This is a genomic window from Proteiniphilum sp. UBA1028 (genome assembly GCF_002316955.1).
GTDB lineage: Bacteria > Bacteroidota > Bacteroidia > Bacteroidales > Dysgonomonadaceae > Proteiniphilum.
Map to the genome: position 1 here is coordinate 26,539 of NZ_DCEN01000003.1, position 23,533 is coordinate 50,071.

Sequence of the window (23,533 nt, forward strand, 5' to 3'; positions counted from 1 at the left end):
CCGGGGTAATTCTTATTGTTTGATGACAAAACCGCCTTTGGGCTGTAGAGTGACGGTTACCTTGCCGTTTTTATTGACTTTGTTGCTGGTGACAAGTGCCTCCCGGTTGCTGTTGTCGGAATAGATACTCACTTCTTGCCCTGCCACCATGGGTAGGTTTAATTCCAGCTCCAGCGGCTGTTCCAGGGCATTCACCCCGGCAATATACCACTGCTCTCCGTGGCGGCGGGCAATGACCGAGAACTTACCGGGATAGCCGTCAATATACACTGTTTCATCCCAGGTGGTGGGGATCTCTTTCATAAAGCTAATCAGAGACGCAGGGGCATCAGCCAGGTTGTTGGGTGTCAGTGCAAACATCTGCACCGGATTTTGAAAGAGAATGCCGGTTGCAATCTGAAACACATCGGTAGTAAGTCGTTGTTGTCCCCTGTTGTTTCCCCTGTTGAGGAATTTATTCATAAAGACCCCTCCGAACTCCATGCTGCCTACGCTGTTGCGGATAAAGGGGTGCAAGGTGGCGTAAAAAGCTTCTTTCTCCCGCACATCCTGCGAGAAGATCAGCATCTCGGAAGCGAGTACCGCCTCACTACCCACAAAGTTGGGGTACATCCGTTCCCATCCTCGTGGAAGGGTGCAGCCGTGGAATATAATCATCAGTCCGTGGTCATTGGCATCGGAGAGAATATCTTCGTAAAAACGCATTGTTTCCTGCTTATCTCCACCGAAGAAATCGACTTTCAGCCCCTTCACCCCCACTTTTTTCAGCCATTTCATCTCCTTCTTTCTGGCGATGGAGGTACTCATTCTGTTTCTGGGCCCTTGTGGAGCATCATTGAATCCTCCGTTGGAGTTGTACCAGAGGAAGACATCAACACCCTTTGAGCGGGCATAGCCGATCAGCTCCTCCATCTTCTCGTAGCCGATGTTGGAATCCCACAAAGCATCGATCAGAATATATTCGTATCCCATTTCCGCTGCCAGGTCGATGTATTTCACCTGATCGTCCCAGTTCATGCTCTGATCCTGCCAGACGATCCAGCTCCAGGTACCTCTGCCGTATTGATACTCCTGCGACGCATTGTAGAGTGGCTCCACCAGATCGAACGGGATGGTGGTCTCCACGATGGGCTTCAGGCTGTTGCCCACCGTGATTGTGCGCCAGGGGGTCGCACCGGGGAGCGGGATTTGTGCACCGCTACTGCCAAATCCGTTGTTTTGTCTCATATCCGGATATTCAACCGTGTATAAACCCTCCTTTGTGCCATCGCTCAGATGGGAGGCGCAGTACTGACTGGTTACGCCGGTCTCGGAGATCAGTGCCCAGCCGTCGTTCCCGATGCGAAAGAGTCCGGGGAAGACATATCCCAGGTTACCGTAGGTTGGTTTTCCCACCGGTTCGTCGTTGGTATAGCCGCTTTCGTAGCTGGGCGAGGTTCTGGCAAAGGCACCCATGGCCCCCATCATCGGAGAGAGAAAGGTTGTGGTAAATTCCGGAAACTTGAATCCGGTTGCTTCCTTTTCTACCACGCAAGCCCTCCTTTCACCCCACTGAGGGAGTTCGTAACGGAAAGCCACATCGTTGTTGCTCACCTGAAACACGATGTTCAGGCCTCTCTGCCTGCCATCTTCGAAGGAACAAACCATCTTGTTGGCTTGGTAACGGACAGCCGACCGTTTTATTTTTTCCTGGGTATAGCTTTTATCCACTGCCGAGCTCTCATAACCTTTGAACGCGAGGTCTTTGCTGAAGTCCCCCTCGTTGGTAATGACTCCCAGCGGTGATTTTTCCAGGATGGTTTTGCCTGCATACACCACGGAATAGCCGGGTTGCCCCTCTTCGAGGTAGAGTTGAAGTGTTAGCTCTCCGTCTGGGCTGCTCAGCGTGGCTATCTGGGCATAAAGCATACTGGCAGGAAATGCAATCAGGATGATGAGGGATAGAAAAAAATGTTTCATTGTTTTGTTTTCTTAAGTGCAATTGTTGATGTGTGTTGTTTCGTTTTCTCTTCTGGGGCAGCACATTTACTCAGCGAACTTCCAGTAATCGAAATAGATCAGATGACTTTTTGGGTTCCCCCTGACGATGAAGTAAAGATCATGTACGCCTGTCACCTTCGGTATATCAGTGGAGATCACTGCCCAGCGGTCACTGCCACCTGTGCGGGGGATGCGTAGCGAAGCGATCTTTTCACCCTCCCGGCTTCCCAGTCTTACTTCCAGGGTAATGGGATCGTTGTGGGTGGTGCCCACACGGGCGGAAAATTTTGTGGCACCCTTCTCCCGGAAATCCACATCACGTACCCTGATATAGCTGCCATCCTTGTTGCCCGTCACAAAAACTCCCACCTGGTCGTTCTGCGAAGATTTAAATCCTTCGGAGAAGGCGATGGTCTCGGCCTGGTTCAACACGTAGGGATTCAATGTTGCCAATCCTTTTTTGATCCCGTCGGTCATGTCCAGTTGGGGGATGGTTCCGTCGGAATTAAACCGGAGTTCCTCCACCGCTACTGAGCGGGTGAAGCCACCGCCGCCCGGCAAGGCGCCGTTATGATAGAAGAAGTAGGTCTTACCGCGAAAGTCGATCACCGCGGGGTGATTCGTGAAAGCTCTTCCCTGTGCCGGCATCACCACGCCTCCGTATTTCCATGGCCCTTCCGGGCTGTGGCTGGTGGAGTAGCCGATATGTTCCGGTAGAGGGCCTCCCGGCCAGAAGAGATAGTAGAGCTTGTTTCTCTTATAGAGCCAGGGTCCCTCTTCGTAGAGGGTGTTACGCTGTGGGTCTCCCTCTCGTTTACCAAACGACTCTTCAGTGAGGGGTACTTTCACGATATTCCCCTCAAATGAGATCATGTCTTCATTTAGCTTCACGTAATAGAGATTGGGATTTCCCCAATAGAGATAAGCCTGCCCGTTGTCATCAACGAAGACGGTGGGGTCGATGTCTCCCCAGTCTGTCTGTGCCAGCGGTTTACCCAATGGATCGTGAAACGGTCCCAGGGGACTGTCGCCCACCGCCACGCCGATGGCGCCCCGGTTATTCTCCCTTGAGATTACCGGAACGTACATATAAAATTTGTCACCCCTCTCTATGCACTGTGCTGCCCACGCATCGCCTTTGGCCCACTCGAAGTCGGTATAGGAGAGCACTACCCCGTGATCGGTCCAGTTTACCATGTCGTTGGTGGAGTAGAGCCGCCAGTTGTCCATTGTGAACCAGGTAGATCCGTCGGCGTCATGAGTGGTGTAGAGGTAGAGCCGGTCGTTCCATACCATGGGGGCAGGGTCGGCGGTATACATTGTCTGCACGATGGGGTTTTGTGCAAAGGCTGCACCTCCCATTGTCAATCTCATCCATGTCATCAGCGTGATGATAATGGCACCCTTTGCGGGAATCAATCGGATATTCATTTGCATTTTATATTGGTTTGTGGGTATATGTTTATTCTTGTTGTCATCATAATCGGGCTGTTGCTCCCATTTCAATACAGGGTGAATTATTGAAATAGCAACTGTGCAAACTGGTAGAGCGATCTGCGCCAGGTGAGCCACTCGTGGGCCGTACCCGGTGATTCGTAAAAGGTATGATCAATTCCCTGTCTTTTCAGCATATTGCGAAAAGCGCCGATCGATTGCGGAAACACCTCCGGCTCGGTGGTGCCCACGCCCAGCCACAGTGCCCTGATCTGCCCGTTAATACGGTCGCCCTCTTTGAAAACGCCACCCAGGAAGGTTTCCGCATCAATCTCTGCCGCACTGGGATAGTTGGCGGTGCCGCTAAAGCCTCCGTACCAGGCAAAGGTGTCGAGGTTATTCATGATAATGCGCATGGTCTGGTTGGCCCCCATTGACAGGCCGGCGATAGCACGGCTTTCGCGATGGTTCAGGGTTCGGAACCGGCGGTCGATCATCGGGACGATCTCATTGATCATCACCTCTTCAAATACCATTGCCGGCCGTGTGGGATCCGAAACAGCCTGTTCCTCTTCCGGCCTGAAAGCATAGCCGTTGTCCATCACAATAATCATTGGTCTGGCTTTTCTCTCGGCAATCAGGTTGTCGAGGATAAGGCCGGCCTTACCCTGACCAGTCCATCCGGTTTCGTCCTCAAAACTGCCGTGTTGCAGGTAAAGTACGGGATAGCGTTTATCCGCCTCTGCCTCGTAACAGGGTGGGGTATAGACAAAGCAACGCCTCCATTTGCGTGTTATATCGGAGTAGTAGTTCATTTCGCTGACCAGCCCGTGCGGCACATTCTTCAATGCATAGAAATCCTGATCATGGGCAGGTATTTCAATCCCGCTACCCCAGCGTCCTGCACCGTAGAAGTAGCGTGTTCCCGGATCGGGCACCGACGCTCCGTCGATATTGAGCTGGTAGTAATGAAACCCTTCTTCCTGTGGAGCCGATTCACCGCTCCAGACTCCCGTTTCATCTCTGGTAAGATCATATTTCACTCCTCCGATATCGAGTTGTACGTACTTTGCATCGGGGGCTGCAACTTGTACCCGTACTTTCCCTCCCGAGTTGACCTGCGGGTATTCTTTTCCTGGTTGATTGACGGTGGAGGGACGGAAATCTTCCTTTTCCGGGCCTTCAGCCCGGGCAATGCTGTATGCCATGCCGGCAATCAGACAAACGATATATGCGATTGTTCTGCTCATATAATTGTTAAATTATGCCCGCCGCAGGTGGACACCCTTCTTCCTTTGTCACCGGCAGAAACTACCCAATACCGGTGAGGTGCGGGAATCGTTCATTTTATTTTGTTCGTTCATATTGAAAGTAATCCAGGTCGACATAACCTCCCGGTTCTTTTGTTGCGTAGTTGAAAATGGCATAGCGGGTACCCATAAAAAGTCTGCGGTAGTCGAATTTCATTTTAAAGGGCTTCCCGATTTCCTTCCAGTTCTCGTTGTCGAGGCTGTAATAGAGAGTGGCAATGTCCCTGTGCAGATTAAAATCTCCGTCAATGCGCAGGTAGATAGTCGGCTGACAGAACGCAACCTCTTCGTACAGTTCTTTATCAACTCCTGTGACAGCTTTGTTTTTGTCGTCCAGTTGCACCGATTGGGTAGACATGGAGAGCATATAACAACCCTCATCCCGGGTTATCTCCAGCACTGCAGCATCGCCGTTGAAGGCGCTAAATCCGGCTACATCCCCTTCTCTCATGCCGGTCAGATCGATCGATATCCGGCCGCTGCACAGTGGCCCCTCCATGCGTTGCGTAAGGGTGTTTGGGGCCAGAAAGAGATTTTCTACCACCCGGGCGGTTTTGAGTCTGAGGAAGCCCGGGCGTTCTTTTAGTGACCAGGCGCTGTCGACAGGATTATGATTCCATTGCCAGTTGATCTTCAGTCCGGATGTGGAAAAATCATCGCTTTCCACCAGATATTTCCCGGTATAGACAGGTTTAATCGGTGTTTCCCAATGGAGAGGCACCTTCCCGTTTTCGTCTCCCAGCATTGGCCATCCCTCTTTCCACCGCACAGGCATGAGTAGTGGTACGCGCCCCACGGCATTTCGGTCCTGAAAGATCAGCCCATACCAGTTTCCCTTGTCGTCATCAATGATTGCCCCTTGTCCGCAATAGGGAAAACCGGCAAAATCATCTTCCAGAATAACTTTCTTTTCATAAGGTCCTAATATATGATCAGCCCTGTAGCATACCTGCCGGCGGGGCTTGTTTCGCGGCCACGAAATCATCAGCAGATAATATTTTCCGTCGTGTTTGATAATCTGGCTACCTTCCAGTAATCCGGTTTCCTCTTTATCCCGTTCGAAGATTCTTATTTCCCGACCTCCCGGCATCACATCCGTGAGGTCAGGCTTTAACTCCCGGAGTGATCCCGTGCCATAAAATACATAAACTTTGCCGTCATCATCAAAGAAAAGGGAGCCGTCGTGAAAATGCGTAGTGCGTGTAATCAACTTCCAGTTTCCAGTGACAGGATCTTTGGATTCAAAAATATAGGATTTGAACGGTTGATCGTTGGGTGAAAAAAGAACATAGTATTTCCCATTGTGGAAGCGAATAGAAGATGCCCACTGACCTCTTCCGTAGACTGTTCCCTCTAACAGGTCGTATTTGGGAGTGTCGGTTAATTTGTCAAAGACATAACTCGCGATTTCCCAGTTGACCAGGTCGCGGGATTTCATGACCGGGGCACCGGGCATGAGATGCATCGTGGTGCTGATCAGATAAAAATCTTTTCCTGAGCGTGTGATGGACATGTCGGGCAGGTCTGCCCATATCACAGGATTTGTATAGGAGGTGGTATCAAGACGGCGGTTGCTTTTGCAACCGGTCATCAGAGTCAACAGGCATAATGCTGCGATCGCGAGACAGGACCTGTTTTGAGGAAAGGTGTACATGTGGTTGGATTGTTGTAACATTATGAGTAAGCAGAGAGACAATTATTCAGGCTGCGCATCATTCTTGGTGGTGGCATGCAGTCCGATCAGGGTGCCGGTAAATCCTCCCGCTACATTGGTTGAAAGGATATCACCCGACAACGTTCCTCCCAAATTTTCGAACCTGATTCCCCCGGTTGCGTAATTGAACCGATAATCGTTGCCGTTTGCAGTGACCTGCAGGGAAACAGGGTTGTTAGTATCAATGGGCACACTTGCCACAATTTTTGAGGATCCTCTCTCCGTACGTTGCAATACCAGATAGTCCTGTTTCCCTTTTTTTGTAATGCCAAAGAGATAATAGAACCGCTCGCTCTGATAGCAAACCATGCCTGCCAGATCCTTTTCTGATTGGGGCTTATATTGCATCGTAGCCGTGGCCGTAAAGTTGTTGTGCTGTTGACGGTAGAAGAGGGTTGAGGTGGGAGCCACTTCTTTGAGATTGACAGCAAACGGAGTGAAGGTGATTCCTCTTTTACCGGATGTGACAAAATCCTCCCGGGGGCCTCTCACGCCTATCCAACGGTAATCGAGCGTGGGTGAGCGGAAGTTTTCGCGAAATATAAAATTCCCGTTTGGGAAAAACCCCTCCTTCCCGGTCATGTTTGCAACTCCTTGTGGCATTTTCTGCTTGGGCTCAAGGGGAATCAAACCGTTCTCAAAAACCGGATACTTACCACTCCAGTCAACTGGAAGGATGAATGTTTCGCGACCAATATTTACCCTGTTTTCTGCATTTGGACGAATTGCCAGAAAGACACCATAGTATTTGCCGTCGGGTCCTTCCACCAGATCGGCATGTCCTGCCCAATCCACCTTGTTTTCTCTGTCCGGGTCCAAATAACGCTGGGATAAGATTGGGTTGCTGGCTGCCGGCCTATAAGGTCCTTTGGGGTGGTCGCTGGTAAAGATCACCTCACTGTGCCAGTCGCCAGTACCTCCTTCGGCACACATAAGGTAGTAGGTGCCATTTTTTTTATAAATATGAGGAGCCTCAATCCAGATAGGCTTCTGTGTGATATCTACTCCTCCGTCCACAATAATCTGATTGGTGCCGGGAATGACCTGATCTTTCTCCAGGTCATATTCCCATATTTTGATTACCCGGTGCCCCTCATAGCGCTCTTTCCCTCTATCGGGCGCATCGTTGTGGATTACATAGGCTTTTCCGTTGTCGTCAAAAAAGAGAGAAGGATCGATACCGCCAAAATTCAGTTTCTGTACTTCACTCCATCCCTTGAAGGGATCTTTGGTTTTTACTACCATATTCCCAATGTCGCCGGCAAATTGAGTCGTGATCATATAAAAGGTATCGTTGTAGGGGTTGTATTTGATTGCCGGTGCGTAGATCCCTGCACTGATGCCGGAATCATGTACTTTCAATTGTGACTTCCTGTCGAGCACATGGCCTATCTGCTTCCAGTTTACCAGGTCGTTGGAGTGAAAGATGGGTACTCCGGGGAACATGGCAAAGGAAGAAGTTACAAGAAAGTAATCATTTCCTTTCCGGGTAATGGAAGGATCGGGATAGCACCCTTGCAGGATCGGGTTGTAAAATTCGTCAGATTGTAATGGATACTCCCTGTAGACGGGATCCTCACCCTGGTAGACAAATTCACTGAAATCCGGATGGTTTATGGTTCCTTTCTTTTGGGCGTTAATCCCGGTTAAGGTAAACAACAAAGACAATGTTGTCAGTAGCAGCGGTAGATTCATTTTTCGTTTCATTACGGTGAAGTATTATTAAGTGAAGCAATTCATTTTGATTATCGTTCAAGGGAACTGTTCTGTTTATAATCGGCTTAACATAGAATCTGCCTTCGTGGCAAAATTTCAGGTCAGCATTGTTGTATTGTCTGTATGGCAAATGTAATCACTCTAAATATAAACTGCGTCCCGTTTTTGGATAGTTAATTCACTTTTATAGATAAAACAGAATAGAAAGGAGTTATTATTTAACTTCAACAGCTTCGCTTGACGAATATATAAGATGGCCGAAACTACTTATTCCTTCAAGGACTATCCCATATTGCGATGGAAAATCGGCCGAATAAAAGCTTAGATGGGCAATCCCTGTGTTGTCTGTCCAGACAGATGGATTCCAATAAATCGTTGAGCGCAGGTCAGGATTCCCCTTTATTTGTCGTCCTTCCGTTTCGTAGGCGGGCGAATAAAATTCCACATGCTGCTGGTACCCTATTGGAGTAAATACTTGCATGTTCTTGTTCATGCTGTTTTTTTCTACAAATCCTTTTTTCGTGTTGATGACAATGGCACCGTTTGCCGCCCGGCTTCCGAAAATAGGCATCACCGAGGTGGCTGGTGATACAAATGCATCGCTTATGTCATTTACATTCAGTGTATTGTAATCAAAATTCTCCGTGGGTACATTGTCCAAAATAAGCATAGGCGTAGCCCGGCGATAATAAACCTCATTTCCTGAAATCGTGATGCCCGGGAGGCGACGCAGCAGGTCGAAAACAGTCAGAAAATTCGCCTTTTCAATTTCTTCGGTTGCAACTACATGGGATGATGAAATTGAATAATAGGGTGATTCCGTTTTTCGGCGATGTATTCGCTTTGCCTTCACTTCAACCTCTGCAAGATTGATCAGCCACATTCCATTTTCTATGGCTTGTTTTTCAGTTGCCTTGTCAAGATAGGAATTGTTGTAATTGTGCTTTTCGGGAGCAGGCAATGGAGGCAATGTAACCCGTGGAAAAGATTCAACCGGATCCAGCTCAATAAAAGCAAGACTTGAACCTTTTTTTCTCAAAGCTTGTATAAGATACCGTGTGCTATCCGGATAATCAACATTGGAAAATACAAACCTCCCATCCTCTTCCGTTTTGACAAACGAGGTGCCTAAAATCGAATCTTTATGGGCAATCAAAGAAATGTTTCCTTCTCTCAACGCTGAAAATACCCCGGTTACCTTTCCTGAAAACTGACGGTTTGACTCCACTAAATATTTTGGTTCTGTCAGCAGGTTACCTTTCAGTATTTCCGGCACGTTGTACCTTCTCCACCCCTGTGTCATCATCAGGACATCCAGCGCTGCTATCGTTTTTGGGTCGTCGTTCTGAAAATAGCTCATAGGCGATTCAATGTAGCCTTTCAACTCGGAAGTAAGCAAAAGAGTAGAAATAATGCCCGAAGAAGTATCAGGTGACACATCCCGCATGTCCACCACAGATAAGGAAAAATTGCCGGCCAACGGTACCTCGTATTCATCGGTAACTTTTATGTCAAGGCCTATTTTGTCTCTTGTTTCGTAAGTTTGTTTGTCGTGGGTGACACAAACATTGGCGAAAGAACTGCTTTGTAGCGAGAAAACAAGACGTTCGCTCAGGATGTTCCTCTCTTTGTCCACTAATAAAAAATGGATGATGCCTGCTGGGAAGAAATCTTTTTCAAAGAGGTATCCTCGTGCTTCGGCCCAAGGTTGTGAATAGAGTACCGCTCCCCGGATGTGGGCTACCAAATGTACCCCCGGCGGCAATGCATAGTCGGGTGACATTGATAAAGTCAAGCGTAAGCTGCCGCCGCTCCAGTGGGCTTTTAATGCAACAGTGTTGGGCTCGGGCAGTGGCAAGCTGAACCGTTGTGATCTATTATTTTCGTTTGTACACACCACATAATAGGTCCGCCCTGGCAGGTAATGCATCCTGAACTGTCCCATTCCCAAATGTCGGCTTTCAAAACGAGCCCATTCCTTGCCGGTATCGTCGTACACGATGCCCTTCACGTTCTCGTGTAATCCGTTTTTTTTCAATGCTTTGAAGGCAATCTGGATGTCTGACTGCAACGGCGCATGCCCTCCCTCCGGGAAAAAAGAGACGTCGAACGTATCGTCTGGCTGGGGAACGGTAAAAAAACGACTGTGTCTTTTTCCTTTGTATGTGCTTTGGAGCAGGAATACCGGTTGATTTTTCGATTTTATCATGTTGAAAGAATAATGGGCCGTTTTTTCTTCAAACGATAGTTTAATTTCTTCCCCCTTCGGGTTACCTTCCGGAAATAAGCTGCAGTTATCGGGAACAATAAGGCCTTCACCGTTTGCTCCGGTGAAATAAATATCTGCAAATATTTTGTTCTCTCCGAACGTAAAGTCGACCTTGGGGGAAATACCGGCCGACGCCGGGTCGATAACATAAACAGACGTTCGAAAGAAATAATCCTCGCCCTGATTTTGCATAAACCTGGTATATGCACGAAGCGTATAGTTGCCTTCGGGCAACGTCTCGTCCAGTTTGATATATCCATAAAAGCACCCCATACTGTCGGAAGACAGCATGACTCTGTCCACAACCTCTGATAAGAGATTGATCATCTCCACATAGACATACCTGCTGGCATTGGCTTGTTTGAGCAGAAGCGCATCCACCAGATGGACACGCATCCAGATTGTATCTCCCGAAATATAGGAGGGTTTATCGGTCTGAACATGAACTTTTTCCTGAGGATAAAGAGAAATCTGTTCAAGAAAAAGCTTTTGTATTGTGTCGGTGCCCATATCCTGAGCCTGGATATCCGCATTTAAAAGAAAAAAGGCACATAAGACAAAAGTTATCGCTTTCATGGTTCATAATCTGATTTATTTGTTGGCGGATGAAACTGATCATAGTTGTTCCTGTTATTCAGTCATAAATGTCGATCTAAAATAACCGAATATAAAAAAGATGGCAGGACAAAACCTGTCCCACCATCTTCCAATAAATCCCTATTTTTTTCGATGTTCATCCAGCCAATCGTCGAGCTCTTCCTGTTCTGCAGAAGTTTTGCGTTCTTTATACATTACACCTTTCGCCCGCCACCGGGTACCGTTATTGTTGTATTCGTACCAAAAGTCGTACAATTCGATGTCGGGATAGTAGGTGCCGCCTCCATCATAAATTACAAACTTATCCCAGGTTGAATAACTCAATGAGTTATCGCTATTTATTGTAATCTTAAAGGTATGTGTGGGCCGGTAGTCTTTGGTTTCGTTGTTGAAGTGATACATGCGAACGGTGCTTCCGTTGTCGGTTGCCACTAAATTCCTGGCCATTTTATACATCACGGAGTCGTTCGTGTTGACGGTATTCTTCAGCATTCCATCCACATAATAGAGTCCGGAATATTTGTTCATCAAATGTAACCTCACCAACACAGTGGTATCGTTATCGCTAAGTTCATAATCCGATATCGAGTTCAGTCGCAATGGTATCATATAGAGGGAGTCGCACTGCAATGTCGCCGGATTGATATGAATCGGATATGTGTTATACACCTGACCGGCCTTTATTGTTAACTGCTCTAACGGATAGCTGTAAACAGCCTCATTCAGCTTCTGGTACTGCACTGCTTCTCCGGAGACGTTCCGCTGATTGTACAAGGCAATTTCGTCCGGGTTCTCACTAAGAGTGACCGTTACATCCTTTCTTAAAGGAAGTGATCCGCTCACGGCTACCGAAATGGCAATTGTATCGGTTGTATTGCCAAGATCAATATCCCGTTCAATTAGCTGATCCCGGGCCCCGACGATATACACTTTGCGCGGAAACAGCTCCTTTTTCATCGGAGATTCCTCTTTTTCGCACCCCACAAATAATAGTGCAAGCGTGATTGTCAATAATACTATTTTGTTCATATTACTTTGTCGTTTATTTAAATAATCATTTTTAGTTCCAACCCGGGTTTTGAACCAACTTGCCGTTTTTATCGAGTACATTCTGACTAATAGGAAAGAAGTACATCTTGTTATGCCAAACGCGCTTCATTGCAGTCTCTGTATTCCAGATCTTCATTGTATAAAAACTTGCACGCTCGGCTCTCTTGGCCGTTACATCTAATCCTGTAACGGGTTTCCGCATGACTTCGGGTGCATCCATCCAGCGACGGAGATCATAGTAACGATGATCTTCAAAAAAGAATTCAATCTGTCTCTCGTGTTTTATCAAGCTTTTCATTGTTGCATAATCGCTGGCTTCGGCAACTGTAATCCCGGGTAAACCACTACGATAGCGAATTTCGTTAAAATACTTCACCATCTGGGCCACATCCCTGGTCACAGTTATGCCGGTTACCTCATCGGTGTAGGAATCGCTCATTTCGTTCATGGCTTCCACATAGCCCAGCAAAACTTCTGCATAACGGAAAATGGGATAAGTTTTCTGTTTTGATTTGCCCCAATAATCTCGATTGTCCTCCTGATTTGCCCATTTACGAACAGTGTACCCCGTACGGTTATAGTTAAAATCACTACCCCGGGCATTGCCGTCTTTGTAGTAGGTTACGTTCATATTTGTGACGTCGCTCCCTGATCCCGTATAGGCAGTGCCAGGCCAAAAACAGTGATTAAATCCGATGGAAGCATAGTACCGGGGCTCACGGTTATCATCCATTCTTGCCCGCTCAGCCGTTAGGACATAGTTCTCAGAAAATGTCAGACCAGTACCTACTGCCTCCCATGATTTTTCCTCATCGGTAGCGTCGCTGAACAGCCTTCCGTCTGCCATCCGAAATTGGTCAACCACATCTTTGGGTACGCTTAATGTGCTGTTACCTCCTTGTTTTGAAGGAAAAGAAAAACGATTGTTAATGTTTGCCTCATCACAGAAGTAGATCAATTCCGGATTACTTTCGGGAGTGACGCTTCCATCAAATATGGATTTATACGATCTATAGGGATCGATATCCGCTGCCCCTGCCGGAAAGTTTCTGGTTTTCAGGTTGGGATCATTGGTGTTCGGAAGCTCGAGTGTTCCGGTTCCTCTCGAGTTAACAATTTTAGGCGTCGTATAAAGCTGATATTTCTCCAAGTCAATAATCCGTTTAAATGCAGCGGCAGCTTTGCCCCATCTTTTAGGATCGGCCGTTTGTGAAATGAACGGAGTACCATCTTTTCGTGTCCAGTTGGCATAAAAGGTGTTGCCGTTGTATAACGGGCTGGCTGAATAGAGGCGCATTCGAGCAATAGCAGCCATGGCAGCCCCTTTGGTGGGCATATACTGATAAGCTATTCCCCTGTCTCGCGGAAGCAATTGGGCTGCCTGTTCCATATTGGCACAAATATATTCAACGCAGTCGTCATACGATGAACGCTCGTAAGAAGTCGACTCTACACTGGCATCCGTATCAAACGGCTCGTCCGGCAAAATGGGCACCGGTCCGTATAAACGTACCAGAGAGTAATAAAAGTAAGCACGCAAGAAATGAGCCAATCCTTTATAATCTCTCAGTTCGGCGTCTGTTAATTCGGGATTTCCATCAATCCGGGCCAGGATAATATTCGCTTTCCGGATGCCCTTGTAATAATCCGGCCATGGATTGACATTTTTTGTATCCCGGGGGGTGACCTGATCAACCACCAAACAACTTCCCGCATGATCCCAATTTACCCAGGGCTGAATGGCTTCATCCGATCCCATACCACTGGGAAAGTCAGCTCTGTAATCCCAATCTCCTACAAAATTTGATTCGTTTTTTAATAATGCTGCTGTGCCGATTATATATTCAAACGTTTTTGTTTTCGATACGAAAATAGTGTCTATCGTTGTTTTGTCATACACATATTCATCAATATCAATGTACTGTTCGCACGAGCTATACACTACTGCACTTATCAGCAGCAATAAAACGCGACTGTATGTCATTTTTTTTATCTTCATTGCAATGTATGTTAAAATTTAAGATTCATTTGTAAGGTAAAGACCCTCTGTAACGGGTATCTTGCTCCGTTACCGGTGGCCTGGACAGGATCGAAGATCTTGTCTTCCAGTTTGTCCCAGACATGCAGGTTTTCACCAATCAAACTAAAAGTAGCTTCCGTAATACCAACTTTCTTCATGAAGTCTGCTTTCGTCTGGTAGGATAGCTGCACATTTTTCAACCTTACATAACTTCCGTCATTCAACCAAAAAGTTGAGTTTCGGTTATTGTTGGCATTGCCACCGTATGTAAGCCTTGGGAATCGGGCATTGGGGTTCTCGGTAGATGGGTCGCCGGATATTTCGGCAGATGTCCACCTATTTGACTGTTCACCCACAGCCAACAGTACGTTTCCGGTCTCTCTTCCGGTGAAAGGGAAAAAGCCGTTGCCGCCGCTGAAGTATTTCATCCGGCTTACCCCTTCAAACAGAATACTCAAACTCCAGTTTTTCCAACCAAGCTCTGTTGCGTAACCATACTGAATTTGGGGTGTAGAGGAATATTCCAGCGGTACGACATCATAATCGTCAATAACGCCATCGCCATTTACGTCTTTATACTTAATGTCACCGGGCAGTATCTCCCCTCCAAAAGTTTGTCTCGGACTATTCATGACATCGGCTTCGTCTTCAAACAATCCCAAGGCAATCAATCCCCGGTTAATTCCCCACTGATAGGAAACGGTGGATTGGTATGGATAGCGTACAATCGATTCTTCGTATTCCAGTACTTTGTTTTTAGATTGTGTGTAATTGGCGCGCAAGACCATATAGGCATCCTTTCCGATATGCTTGGTGTAGGAAATATGTCCGTCAACTCCCCAGCTCTTCATCTTGCCAACATTCGCAAAGGGGAGCGTAACCAAACCCATCTCCTCGGGTATGCTAGCCCGTTGCTGGTAAATTCCAGAACGAATATCTGAAAAGAAATCAACGGTCATGTCAAAGCTTTCCTTGAACAATTTCGCGTCAATACCGAAGTTTGTTTTTGTGGCTGTTTCCCATCTCAGATTCGAAGAGCCAACCTGGGTTTCTGTATAGCCACCTCCCACATTCCATAGACCACCACCGGTTGGTCCCATTAATGTCAGATAGGGGAACCTCACATTCATTCGGTCGTTACCAACCTGACCATAAGAGCCTCTGAATTTAAGGTAACTGAGGAAAGGAATGCTATTATTGATAAATTCATACTGTGTAGGCAACCATCCCATGGATATGGCAGGAAAAACTCCAAACTTCTTGCCTCTTTCAAATGCTTCTGACCCGGTGTAACCCACGTTCCCTTCAATCATATACGTATCCTTGTAGGAGTAGGTGGCGCGGCTGGAAAGACCTATATAGCGTTTTGGAATCGCACTCAAATCATTTGTATTCCGCGAATCCACGAAATCCTCCATGTAATAATGAATCAGACCGCTTACACGGTGAATATCGTTAAATGTCCGCTGGTAATTTGAACGTGCCTCAAAATAATATTTTCGGTTCAGCTGGCTTGAAACGCCATAGTACGGATCGGCTGCATCCCGCTTTTTCTCCATGTTCAGCGATCCGTCCCGTTTTCTGCCAGTTGCATAAAATAAAGCCGGAGTTTTAGTCCGTGATGACCACATTTCGGAATTGGTATTCATGTTGAACAGTGTGGTAAACACAAGTCCTTCGGTGATCATGTCCAGATTTTGTTCAAGCTGCAAATTCAGGTTGTTCGTGTTGCGAAAATACTTCTTGAAGCCGGTGTGATTCAGCAATACATACGGACTTATTTGGTCATTGTTACTTCCGTATGCCGGAACCTCTCCGGTTGAAAACATGATAGGAACAGTAACCGGGGTCATGTTGGCCTGAGCATCCCAAAGGGCTTGGCTGTTATCGCCAAAGCCGGGATAATTTTGTGTAACCAATACTGTTTCCAGGCCCAATGACATAATTGTCTTCTGCGTTAAATTCATGTCAATATTTGCCCGGAAGTTATATTGCTTATAGTCCACATTCGTTCCATATTTATTGATTCCTTTGTCTTGTTTGAAAAGAGCGTCCTTATTCAGCACTCCCAAACTTAAGTAATAACGTGCAGCCTGTCCCCCTCCCGAAGCACTTAAGTGAACCTGTTGGTTCATGGTGTAGTCTCTCAGGATAACATCCCTCCAGTTCACGTTTGGGTGAAGATCGGGATCAATGCCGCTTTTAAATAGTTGCAAATCAACACTGTTGTAGATCGGTTCCATTCCTCTTGATAGGGCTGCTTCGTTGGCAAGCGCAGCATACCGGTTGCCGTCAACATATTCGGGCATACGGGCAGAGTATGAATAACCGGTATTCGCCTTCAAGTTAACCGAAAGCTTACCGGCCCGTCCGCGCTTGGTGGTGATCAATACCACACCGTTCGCACCCCGAACGCCATATACCGCCGTAGCCGATGCATCCTTTAGGATCGAAAAGCTTTCAATATCTTCCGGGTCAAGGGTGTTCATATCCCCTTCCACCCCGTCAATGAGTACCAATGCGCTTGAACCAGCGCCAAACGTACTGATTCCGCGAATCCAGAATTCAGAGAAGTCTTTTCCAGGTTCACCACTGCGTGTAACGGCAATAATACCGGGCACGCGGGCACCAAGCATATTGGAGACGGAGGTTGCCGGAACCTTCAGATCTTTTACATCTACGTTGGCGATTGCCCCTACTACCGAAGCTTTTCGCTGGGTACTGTGACCCACAACAACCAGCTCGTCCAGCGAACTCACATCCTCTTTTAAGACAACCCGCATACGCTCATCGGTTTTCGTGACCCTGATTTCCGTATCCTGATAGCCAATGTATGTAAAAACCAGCGTTTGTCCTTTCTGTAAATTGATTAATTTAAAACGTCCGTCTGCATCGGTTACGGTGCCTTTACCAGGAACTTCCTTTACTGTAATTGTTACACCGATCAACCCATCGCCTTCTTCCGACATAACCAAACCGCCGACTGTAAGGTCAGATTGCGCTGAAACAGGTGACTGACAGTATACTCCCATCAGAAGTAGTATAGCTATAATATATTTATTCATGTTATCGTCCAATTTTTATGGTTGTTCTTGTTATTCAATGGAAAGTTTTCTGACTGTTCGGTCTTCCCCTCCCGCAATGATATAGTTGCCATCTGAATCAATCGAAATGTTGCGGGCAACTTTAAAAGTAGATTCCAATGGATCACCGTTTACCAATGGATTATTTGAATTTGGTTTTCCTGCAACCAGCTCAACGATGTCTCCAAAAATTTTCAGGATAACATGCCCGTCGCCACACCAGGGGCAACTACCTTTGTTGATCACGAAGATCTCGCCATCTTCGTTGACAACCATCCCGTGGGGGTGATTTAATCGAGCATCTGCAAGGCGGTGTCCCAGCTCAATGCCTTGACCGTTGTTGCCTGCATATAATGTCGAAGTCCATGTGTTATCATCATTCTTTACAAGTTGATAGATTGCATTTTGATTCGCAAAAGAGGCAAAGAAGCAACCGTGATACTTACTATAGGTAATGAATGAATCCTGCCAATCTCCAAAGCTGTTGGGAAGATCCCCTTTTATTTCTCCTCCGTAATTTTTGGGATCAATACCCCCTGGCCTTTTCGCTGCAGAGGTATACACTTTGTAACTTTTTTCCTGTAAATTTACTTCGGCAATACGTCCCTCGGAATCCATTAAATACAACCAGTTGTCATTCTCTCCAAAAGTCAGGGAAGAGACCTTTGCTCCCGGTAAATCCGAAGTTCTTACAGTAATGCTTGTGGTACTATATTCCCAGCTGTTTGCTTTTGAGTAATAGTAAATAGTACGCCCCCTGTTCCAGAACTGGGTCACATAAAATGCATCGCGTGTGCTGTTTACCGTCGGTGCAGAGAGGTTATCCGGTGTTGCCAGCTTTTGTACTTGATTGTCATCTTGCGAAAGCAGAAACAGCCGGTTGCCCCAGCCTGTTTCGATCAGAAAGATATTGTCTAGTGTTTTTCCGGCAAGGGCGGCTACATAGTGAACATCGCCAAATGTTACCGCATCAAGAGCAGCACCTGCGTAATCGGCATCGGACATCCATTTGTCTACTCCTAACTTTCCGGCAATGGTTTTCACCGACCGGCTTTGCTTATATTTAAATTGAATGCCGGCAGGCACAATGCTGTCGTTCCCTATAACGACGGAAACCTGGTTAAGGCCATCAGGCTGCTTGGGTACAAGGCCGGTAATGCTTATTCCGTCGGTGGCAGTAAGGACTGCTTTTTTATCGGCAAAATAGACTTTCATATCAGAGAGCTCCCCTGGAAAATTGCCGTTTAGAATAAACGTTTGGTCAATGATTCCTCTTACAGGAAGAATCTCATCGACAGATACCGGTTTACTCGGATCATATTTATTTATAACTTCAGGTATTTTTTCAATTACTACCTCCTTGCTACAGGCAACCACAAGAAGCAGTAAACACATGTTGCATAAAATTTGATGAAATTTATTCATTTTGATAATTGTTGGATTAATACTAGGCTGTTTTTAGTAGATTTAAATATACGTCGGGCTTCATGATAGTGATGAGGCTCCACGAAAAATACTTCGTCGATCTTTACATCATAGGCATATTTTTTTTATTGTGGTTAATTACTGAGTTTAAAGAATTTCATTTGTCTCATCGAATGTAGTGTCGTAGTTAAAATCTGTTCCTGTTGAGGTTACTTTTAGATGAATCGGGTTTTCCACAGCAGGTAAGGCCTATATTGCCGTTTTTTTAATGCTTTGCTTTTTACGACAGATTCTTATATGACACTTCTTAATCAACAGCTCCCGCTCCTGGTTTTTCAAATCGGCTGATGGCCGGTCATTAGCATATTATTTGTTTTCATTAAAGTAAAGTGTTATATGTTGGTAAAATTACTGGTCCATATTTTCGGAAAATTTTCGTCAATAAAAGTTAGCGTTGGCTTTAAACCTTGCCCCGGTTGTGCCGGTTTAAGCCTTTATATGAACCGTGCTTTCTCCGGTATACATTTATAATTAATTCATTCAAATATGGCGTTTAAATGAGGATACAATGAAGGCGCAATAAAGGGATACCCTCCCAGGACGTTTTTTTGCTACAACAAATGTATGGCTCTGCACAAAAATCATGTCCTTTTTTTGAGTAATTAATTCCCCTATATCGACAAAATGTCAATTTTGTTTTCTATCCAGCATCCGGCTCTTTACAAGCTCATAGGTGATTTTGTAAAATACCTGTAAAATATCTAAATAATGGAGTAAAGTATCTAAATTTAACTGTTTGGCTCGGACGGGTAGTGTCTTTCTGTGAAAAGGTTTTAATATTGCAATGTTCTCATTGTTTATGGATGGAGACAATAAATCCCTTCATGTCTAGTTGTCTACACACGAATCAATGAAATCTCTGAAAACTGAAATCCCGGAAAGTTGATGGCTCTCAACAAAAAAACGTCACACCTTTGACGGGGATTTGCCATAATATGCTTTAAAGGCGGCGCTAAAATATTTGGCACTGGAGAATCCACACAATTCACTTACCTCCGTTACGGTATATTTTCCTGACTGAATTAATTTCAAGGCATGATTCAACCGGATACTTTTAATGAAATCAATGGGTGACAAGTCGGTCAACGATTTAATTTTTTTATAGAGAAGAGAGGAACTGACATTCATTTCTGAAGCAAAACTCTCTTTATTAAATTGTGGATTATCCATGTTGTCGTGTACCACACTCACCGCTTTCTTGACAAACTTATCGTCCAGTTCATTCAGGTATATGGATTCGCCCTCTTCTTCATCGATGAGCCGGAGCGCCTTTTCTCGGACAATCTTTCGGTTTTGAATGATATTTGATATGCGCTGATGAAGCAAGGTCATGTCGAACGGCTTTGTCAGATAATCATCCGCACCGAGGCCCAGTCCATGTAATTGTTGTGATTTCTCATTTAACGCCGTCAAGAGAATAACCGGTATATGGGAAGTTTCGTAAGTCGATTTTACAAGACGGCACAGCTCAAAACCATCCATATTGGGCATCATGACGTCCGATATAATCAAATCGGGGAGCTTTTTCTGTATCATATTCCAGGCCTCCTGCCCATCCTTTGTCGTGGCAATTTTGTAACTGCTCTGCAAAGATTGTTGTAGAAACTCTTTTAGGTCATCGTTGTCTTCCACAATCAGGAGATACTCATTCTGATCTGTGTTTTGCTGATTATCGGTGGATGTGTCGATGATGTCAGATTGTTGCGGTATATGATTTTCAGGGTTTTCCGTGTCCTGGAACAATGTGGGAGATGCAATCGGAACTTCTTTATAGGGTATGGTAATCCGAAATAATGAACCTTCGTTCTCCCGGCTCTCCAGGGATACAGTGCCGTCGTGCATGGCCGCGTAGTTCTTTACCAGGAGCAGGCCAATCCCCGAACCAACGATGGTTGAATTGACCACATTGTCGCCTCTGTAAAACTCTCTGAAGAGCTTTTTCTGGGCGTTTTCAGAAATCCCCAGTCCGTGATCCTGTACCTCCAGAATCCACTTGTTGGAATCACAGGTGAGTGTTATGATAACCTCCCCTTCCGGATGTGAATATTTGATGGCATTGGATATCAGGTTATCGACTACTTTCTCTATTTTCAGTTCATCCACAGCTGTCATATAGGACTCCCTGTTGGAGTTGAATATAAGTTTTATTTTGTGTTTCATTGCTGCAGCATCGAACATCGATTTTCGCTTGCTGACAATTTTTACCACATCGGTCATCACAAAAAAGGCCTGTCCCTTTCCGATGTCCACCTTCTGAAAGTCGAGCAGTTGATTTGCCACAAAGGAAAGTCGTTCAGATTGTTCAGTGGCCAGGTTTAGATAGTATCGTCCATCAACCGATAAATTACTTTCCTTGTTTAGTTCCTCAATCGGCGCATTGATCAGAGTCAATGATGTGCGGATGTCGTGAGCCATATTTGTAAAGAAACGTATCTTATCTTCTGCGTGGTGCTGTCTGATCCGGTTTATATAGAACCTTAGGGCAAAGCCAAACATTGCAGCGAAGATCATGAAGAGGAGCAGGCGGAACCAGAGAGTATCCCAATAGGGTGGTGTAATGTGAATGTGCAGGGAACGCTCGTTGATGATCTGTTTCAGTGTGCTGTCATACATCCTTATTTTTAGGACATAATTTCCGCTGGGCATACTTGCATAGGTGATGGCTCGCGAATTTGCCGGTTGGGTCCAGTCCTCGTCAATCCCTTCCATCTTCCAGGAGAAGGTGTTGTAGAGGGAGGTGGTGCCGATGGGCAGAAATTCCAGCGTTAGCGTGTTCTGGTTATATTTCAGAGATATTTTCTGTAGTTCATCGAGGGGCGAATCGATGGGAATAAAGGAGTTGTTCCGCAATGTCCTGCCGGAAATGACGATGTCCTGAAAATAGATCCTTCCCTTTGAGGGTGAAAAGAGCACTGCATCTGGTTCGAACATCAATGCACCGCTGTTGGTACCCCAGATGAGTTGTCCGTTTGAAAGATTCAGCGATGATTTTTGGTTGAATGAGACGTTGAAGAAGGGAGGCAGTGATGAAAAAACCAGGGAGTTTTTCTCTTCGATATCAAACTTGCAGAGTCCCGACTCAGTTCCGAGCCACAGGTATTTCCCGTCCCGGAGGATACTGTTCACGTAATTTGAGGGCAATCCCGCATCGGTGGTAAATTTCTCCACCGAGTTATCCCTCAGATTGTATCGCAACAGTCCATCGCCTGAGGTTGCCATCCACACATCATCATTGATGATGAGCAGGTCATACAGAAGAAAGCCATCCAGAATTGTGCGGGTCTCTGCTGTCTGCTTGTTGAGCAGGCATAATCCATAAGTACAGGCTAAAAGTAAATGGGTGGGAGAGAGTTCTGCAAAAGCATATACCGGTTGATAAGGATACTCCACAAACCTTTTCTCACTGTCAATATATCGGAAGATCTGCCCCAGCGGACTCCCCATCCAGAGATCTCCGTGACTGTCCTTGAAAATATCAAAAATGTAGTTGTTTGTCAAAGATGAAATTGAATCATCATTCGAATAGTGAGCTATTTCTCTACCGGATTCACTGTCGATGACGTATACGCCGGACGAATAGGTGCCGGCCCAGATATTTCCATGCATGTCTTCACACAGAGAAAGGAAAACCTGTGCCTGTGCCTGTTCGTTCTTGTACATAGTACGCCACCTGTTGGATGAAACGTGCCAGGAACTCACCCCGTTATTGGTTGCAAACCAGATATTCCCTTGGCTGTCTTCAATAACTTTGTTCACATTGTCGTTATTCAGTGAATTAGGGTTGTTTATCTGATGTGTTATTTGCGTGACATCGGCCGATCCCTGGTCAAAATAGGAGAGTCCCCCGCTGTAAGTACAAACCCATACACGCTTGTTCTCATCGCAAAAAATATCATACACGCCATTTCCTTTTAAGGACAACGGGTTGTCGGCATTCTCCTTGTAAATATTCAATACTTTATTTCCGGACTGCGACAATTCCCAAATCCCCTGTCCGTCTGTTCCAACCATCACTGTTGAATCCGTATTTGCGACAATGGCATGAATGGGTTGTTTGGGAAAAGGATTCAGCTGTGATTTCCGGAAGATATTCCTGGAAACATCGTACAGATACAAGCCGTCGGAACTTGTCCCTACCCACAACATTTCATTCGTTTTGTCGTAGTAGAGTTTGGTTACTTTTATTGCATTGTTGTCCCCGTATTTGAAGATTTGCTGATCAGAGAGAGAGTGAATGTTCATCAGCCAGAATCCGTTATTGGTACCGATCAAAAGATGGTTCTCATCGTACCATACCAAATCATGTACATCTGCATATTTCCCTTTTCCTAGCTGTATCAGACTGTTTTCCTGGTATTTATACAGCCCTGTGGAGGAGGCAATCAGAATGGATCCGTTGTTGTCGACGACGATTCGGTTTAATACCAGATGGCTGTCATTCAGTGGCTTGCGAATGTCTATCAACAAGTCAAACCGATCGAAAATGGCGTTATAATAAAAAATTTGTCCGTTGTTGGTATATGCCAGCAGCGAATCCTTTTCATACAGGAGCTTTGTGTGTATGATATTGGGTGTTTCATAAGGTAACTGATAGGAGTGGCTGCTGCTGTCCGTCAACCGGAGCACGCCGGTTTTTGAGGATGCCCAGATAAATCCGTTCTTGTCTTTGCATACAGAGGCCACTTCTCTCATGCTGATTCCATGGATGCTGTTGATATCATAAAATTTCACATTTGAGGAATAGCTGAAAAATATGGTAAGTATGTAAACGACAAATACTAATTTGGTTTTCATTGGCAGTTTCAATTTGTAAATACTAAACCTATAGCCCGGATGCCATGTACATTTTCTCTGAAGACAACATTACACACACGG

At 45.9% G+C, this 23,533-nt stretch carries 11 protein-coding genes; all 11 read right to left on the bottom strand.

The genetic code is table 11. The annotated features are described in order from the left end of the window. Nucleotides 1-12 precede the first annotated feature (12 nt). Nucleotides 13-1,959, bottom strand: a complete 1,947-nt coding sequence (locus B3Z75_RS00360; protein ID WP_294066429.1) for a glycoside hydrolase family 97 protein — start codon at nt 1,957-1,959, stop codon at nt 13-15. A 66-nt stretch (nt 1,960-2,025) separates the two neighbouring features. Next, nucleotides 2,026-3,363 carry a glycoside hydrolase family 43 protein gene (locus B3Z75_RS00365; protein WP_294066542.1) on the bottom strand — a complete coding sequence of 446 codons (1,338 nt, stop codon included), beginning with the start codon at nt 3,361-3,363 and terminating at the stop codon, nt 2,026-2,028. A 134-nt stretch (nt 3,364-3,497) separates the two neighbouring features. After that, entirely contained in the window at nt 3,498-4,664 is a 1,167-nt protein-coding gene (locus B3Z75_RS00370; RefSeq protein ID WP_294066431.1) for an alpha/beta hydrolase-fold protein, read from the bottom strand. Nucleotides 4,665-4,761: 97 nt separating this feature from the next. Beyond that, complete coding sequence (locus B3Z75_RS00375; protein WP_294066433.1) at nt 4,762-6,315, bottom strand: glycoside hydrolase 43 family protein; 1,554 nt, start codon at nt 6,313-6,315, stop codon at nt 4,762-4,764. Between the two features lie 105 nt (nt 6,316-6,420). Continuing rightward, entirely contained in the window at nt 6,421-8,145 is a 1,725-nt protein-coding gene (locus tag B3Z75_RS00380) for a glycoside hydrolase family 43 protein (protein ID WP_414702837.1), read from the bottom strand. 223 nt (nt 8,146-8,368) lie between these two features. After that, nucleotides 8,369-10,999: a TonB-dependent receptor gene (locus B3Z75_RS00385; protein WP_294066435.1), complete on the bottom strand. Its 2,631-nt coding sequence runs from the start codon at nt 10,997-10,999 to the stop codon at nt 8,369-8,371. Between the two features lie 141 nt (nt 11,000-11,140). Then, nucleotides 11,141-12,049, bottom strand: coding sequence for a BT_3044 domain-containing protein (locus tag B3Z75_RS00390; protein ID WP_294066437.1), 909 nt, complete (start codon nt 12,047-12,049; stop codon nt 11,141-11,143). Nucleotides 12,050-12,080: 31 nt separating this feature from the next. Continuing rightward, on the bottom strand, nt 12,081-14,069 hold the full coding sequence (locus tag B3Z75_RS00395) for a RagB/SusD family nutrient uptake outer membrane protein (protein WP_294066439.1): 1,989 nt from the start codon (nt 14,067-14,069) through the stop codon (nt 12,081-12,083). Between the two features lie 11 nt (nt 14,070-14,080). Next, on the bottom strand, nt 14,081-17,155 hold the full coding sequence (locus tag B3Z75_RS00400) for a SusC/RagA family TonB-linked outer membrane protein (RefSeq protein ID WP_294066441.1): 3,075 nt from the start codon (nt 17,153-17,155) through the stop codon (nt 14,081-14,083). A 30-nt stretch (nt 17,156-17,185) separates the two neighbouring features. Further along, complete coding sequence (locus tag B3Z75_RS00405) at nt 17,186-18,568, bottom strand: hypothetical protein (protein WP_294066443.1); 1,383 nt, start codon at nt 18,566-18,568, stop codon at nt 17,186-17,188. Between the two features lie 996 nt (nt 18,569-19,564). Beyond that, on the bottom strand, nt 19,565-23,452 hold the full coding sequence (locus B3Z75_RS00410; protein ID WP_294066445.1) for a hybrid sensor histidine kinase/response regulator transcription factor: 3,888 nt from the start codon (nt 23,450-23,452) through the stop codon (nt 19,565-19,567). Nucleotides 23,453-23,533: the final 81 nt, after the last annotated feature.

What these genes read in the sequence shown, in the direction of transcription:
- B3Z75_RS00360 (WP_294066429.1), bottom strand. Translation starts at nt 1,959, where the DNA reads ATGAAACATTTTTTTCTATCCCTCATCATCCTGATTGCATTTCCTGCC.
- B3Z75_RS00365 (WP_294066542.1), bottom strand. Translation starts at nt 3,363, where the DNA reads ATGACATGGATGAGATTGACAATGGGAGGTGCAGCCTTTGCACAAAAC.
- B3Z75_RS00370 (WP_294066431.1), bottom strand. Translation starts at nt 4,664, where the DNA reads ATGAGCAGAACAATCGCATATATCGTTTGTCTGATTGCCGGCATGGCA.
- B3Z75_RS00375 (WP_294066433.1), bottom strand. Translation starts at nt 6,315, where the DNA reads ATGACCGGTTGCAAAAGCAACCGCCGTCTTGATACCACCTCCTATACA.
- B3Z75_RS00380 (WP_414702837.1), bottom strand. Translation starts at nt 8,145, where the DNA reads ATGAAACGAAAAATGAATCTACCGCTGCTACTGACAACATTGTCTTTG.
- B3Z75_RS00385 (WP_294066435.1), bottom strand. Translation starts at nt 10,999, where the DNA reads ATGAAAGCGATAACTTTTGTCTTATGTGCCTTTTTTCTTTTAAATGCG.
- B3Z75_RS00390 (WP_294066437.1), bottom strand. Translation starts at nt 12,049, where the DNA reads ATGAACAAAATAGTATTATTGACAATCACGCTTGCACTATTATTTGTG.
- B3Z75_RS00395 (WP_294066439.1), bottom strand. Translation starts at nt 14,069, where the DNA reads ATGAAGATAAAAAAAATGACATACAGTCGCGTTTTATTGCTGCTGATA.
- B3Z75_RS00400 (WP_294066441.1), bottom strand. Translation starts at nt 17,155, where the DNA reads ATGAATAAATATATTATAGCTATACTACTTCTGATGGGAGTATACTGT.
- B3Z75_RS00405 (WP_294066443.1), bottom strand. Translation starts at nt 18,568, where the DNA reads ATGTGTTTACTGCTTCTTGTGGTTGCCTGTAGCAAGGAGGTAGTAATT.
- B3Z75_RS00410 (WP_294066445.1), bottom strand. Translation starts at nt 23,452, where the DNA reads ATGAAAACCAAATTAGTATTTGTCGTTTACATACTTACCATATTTTTC.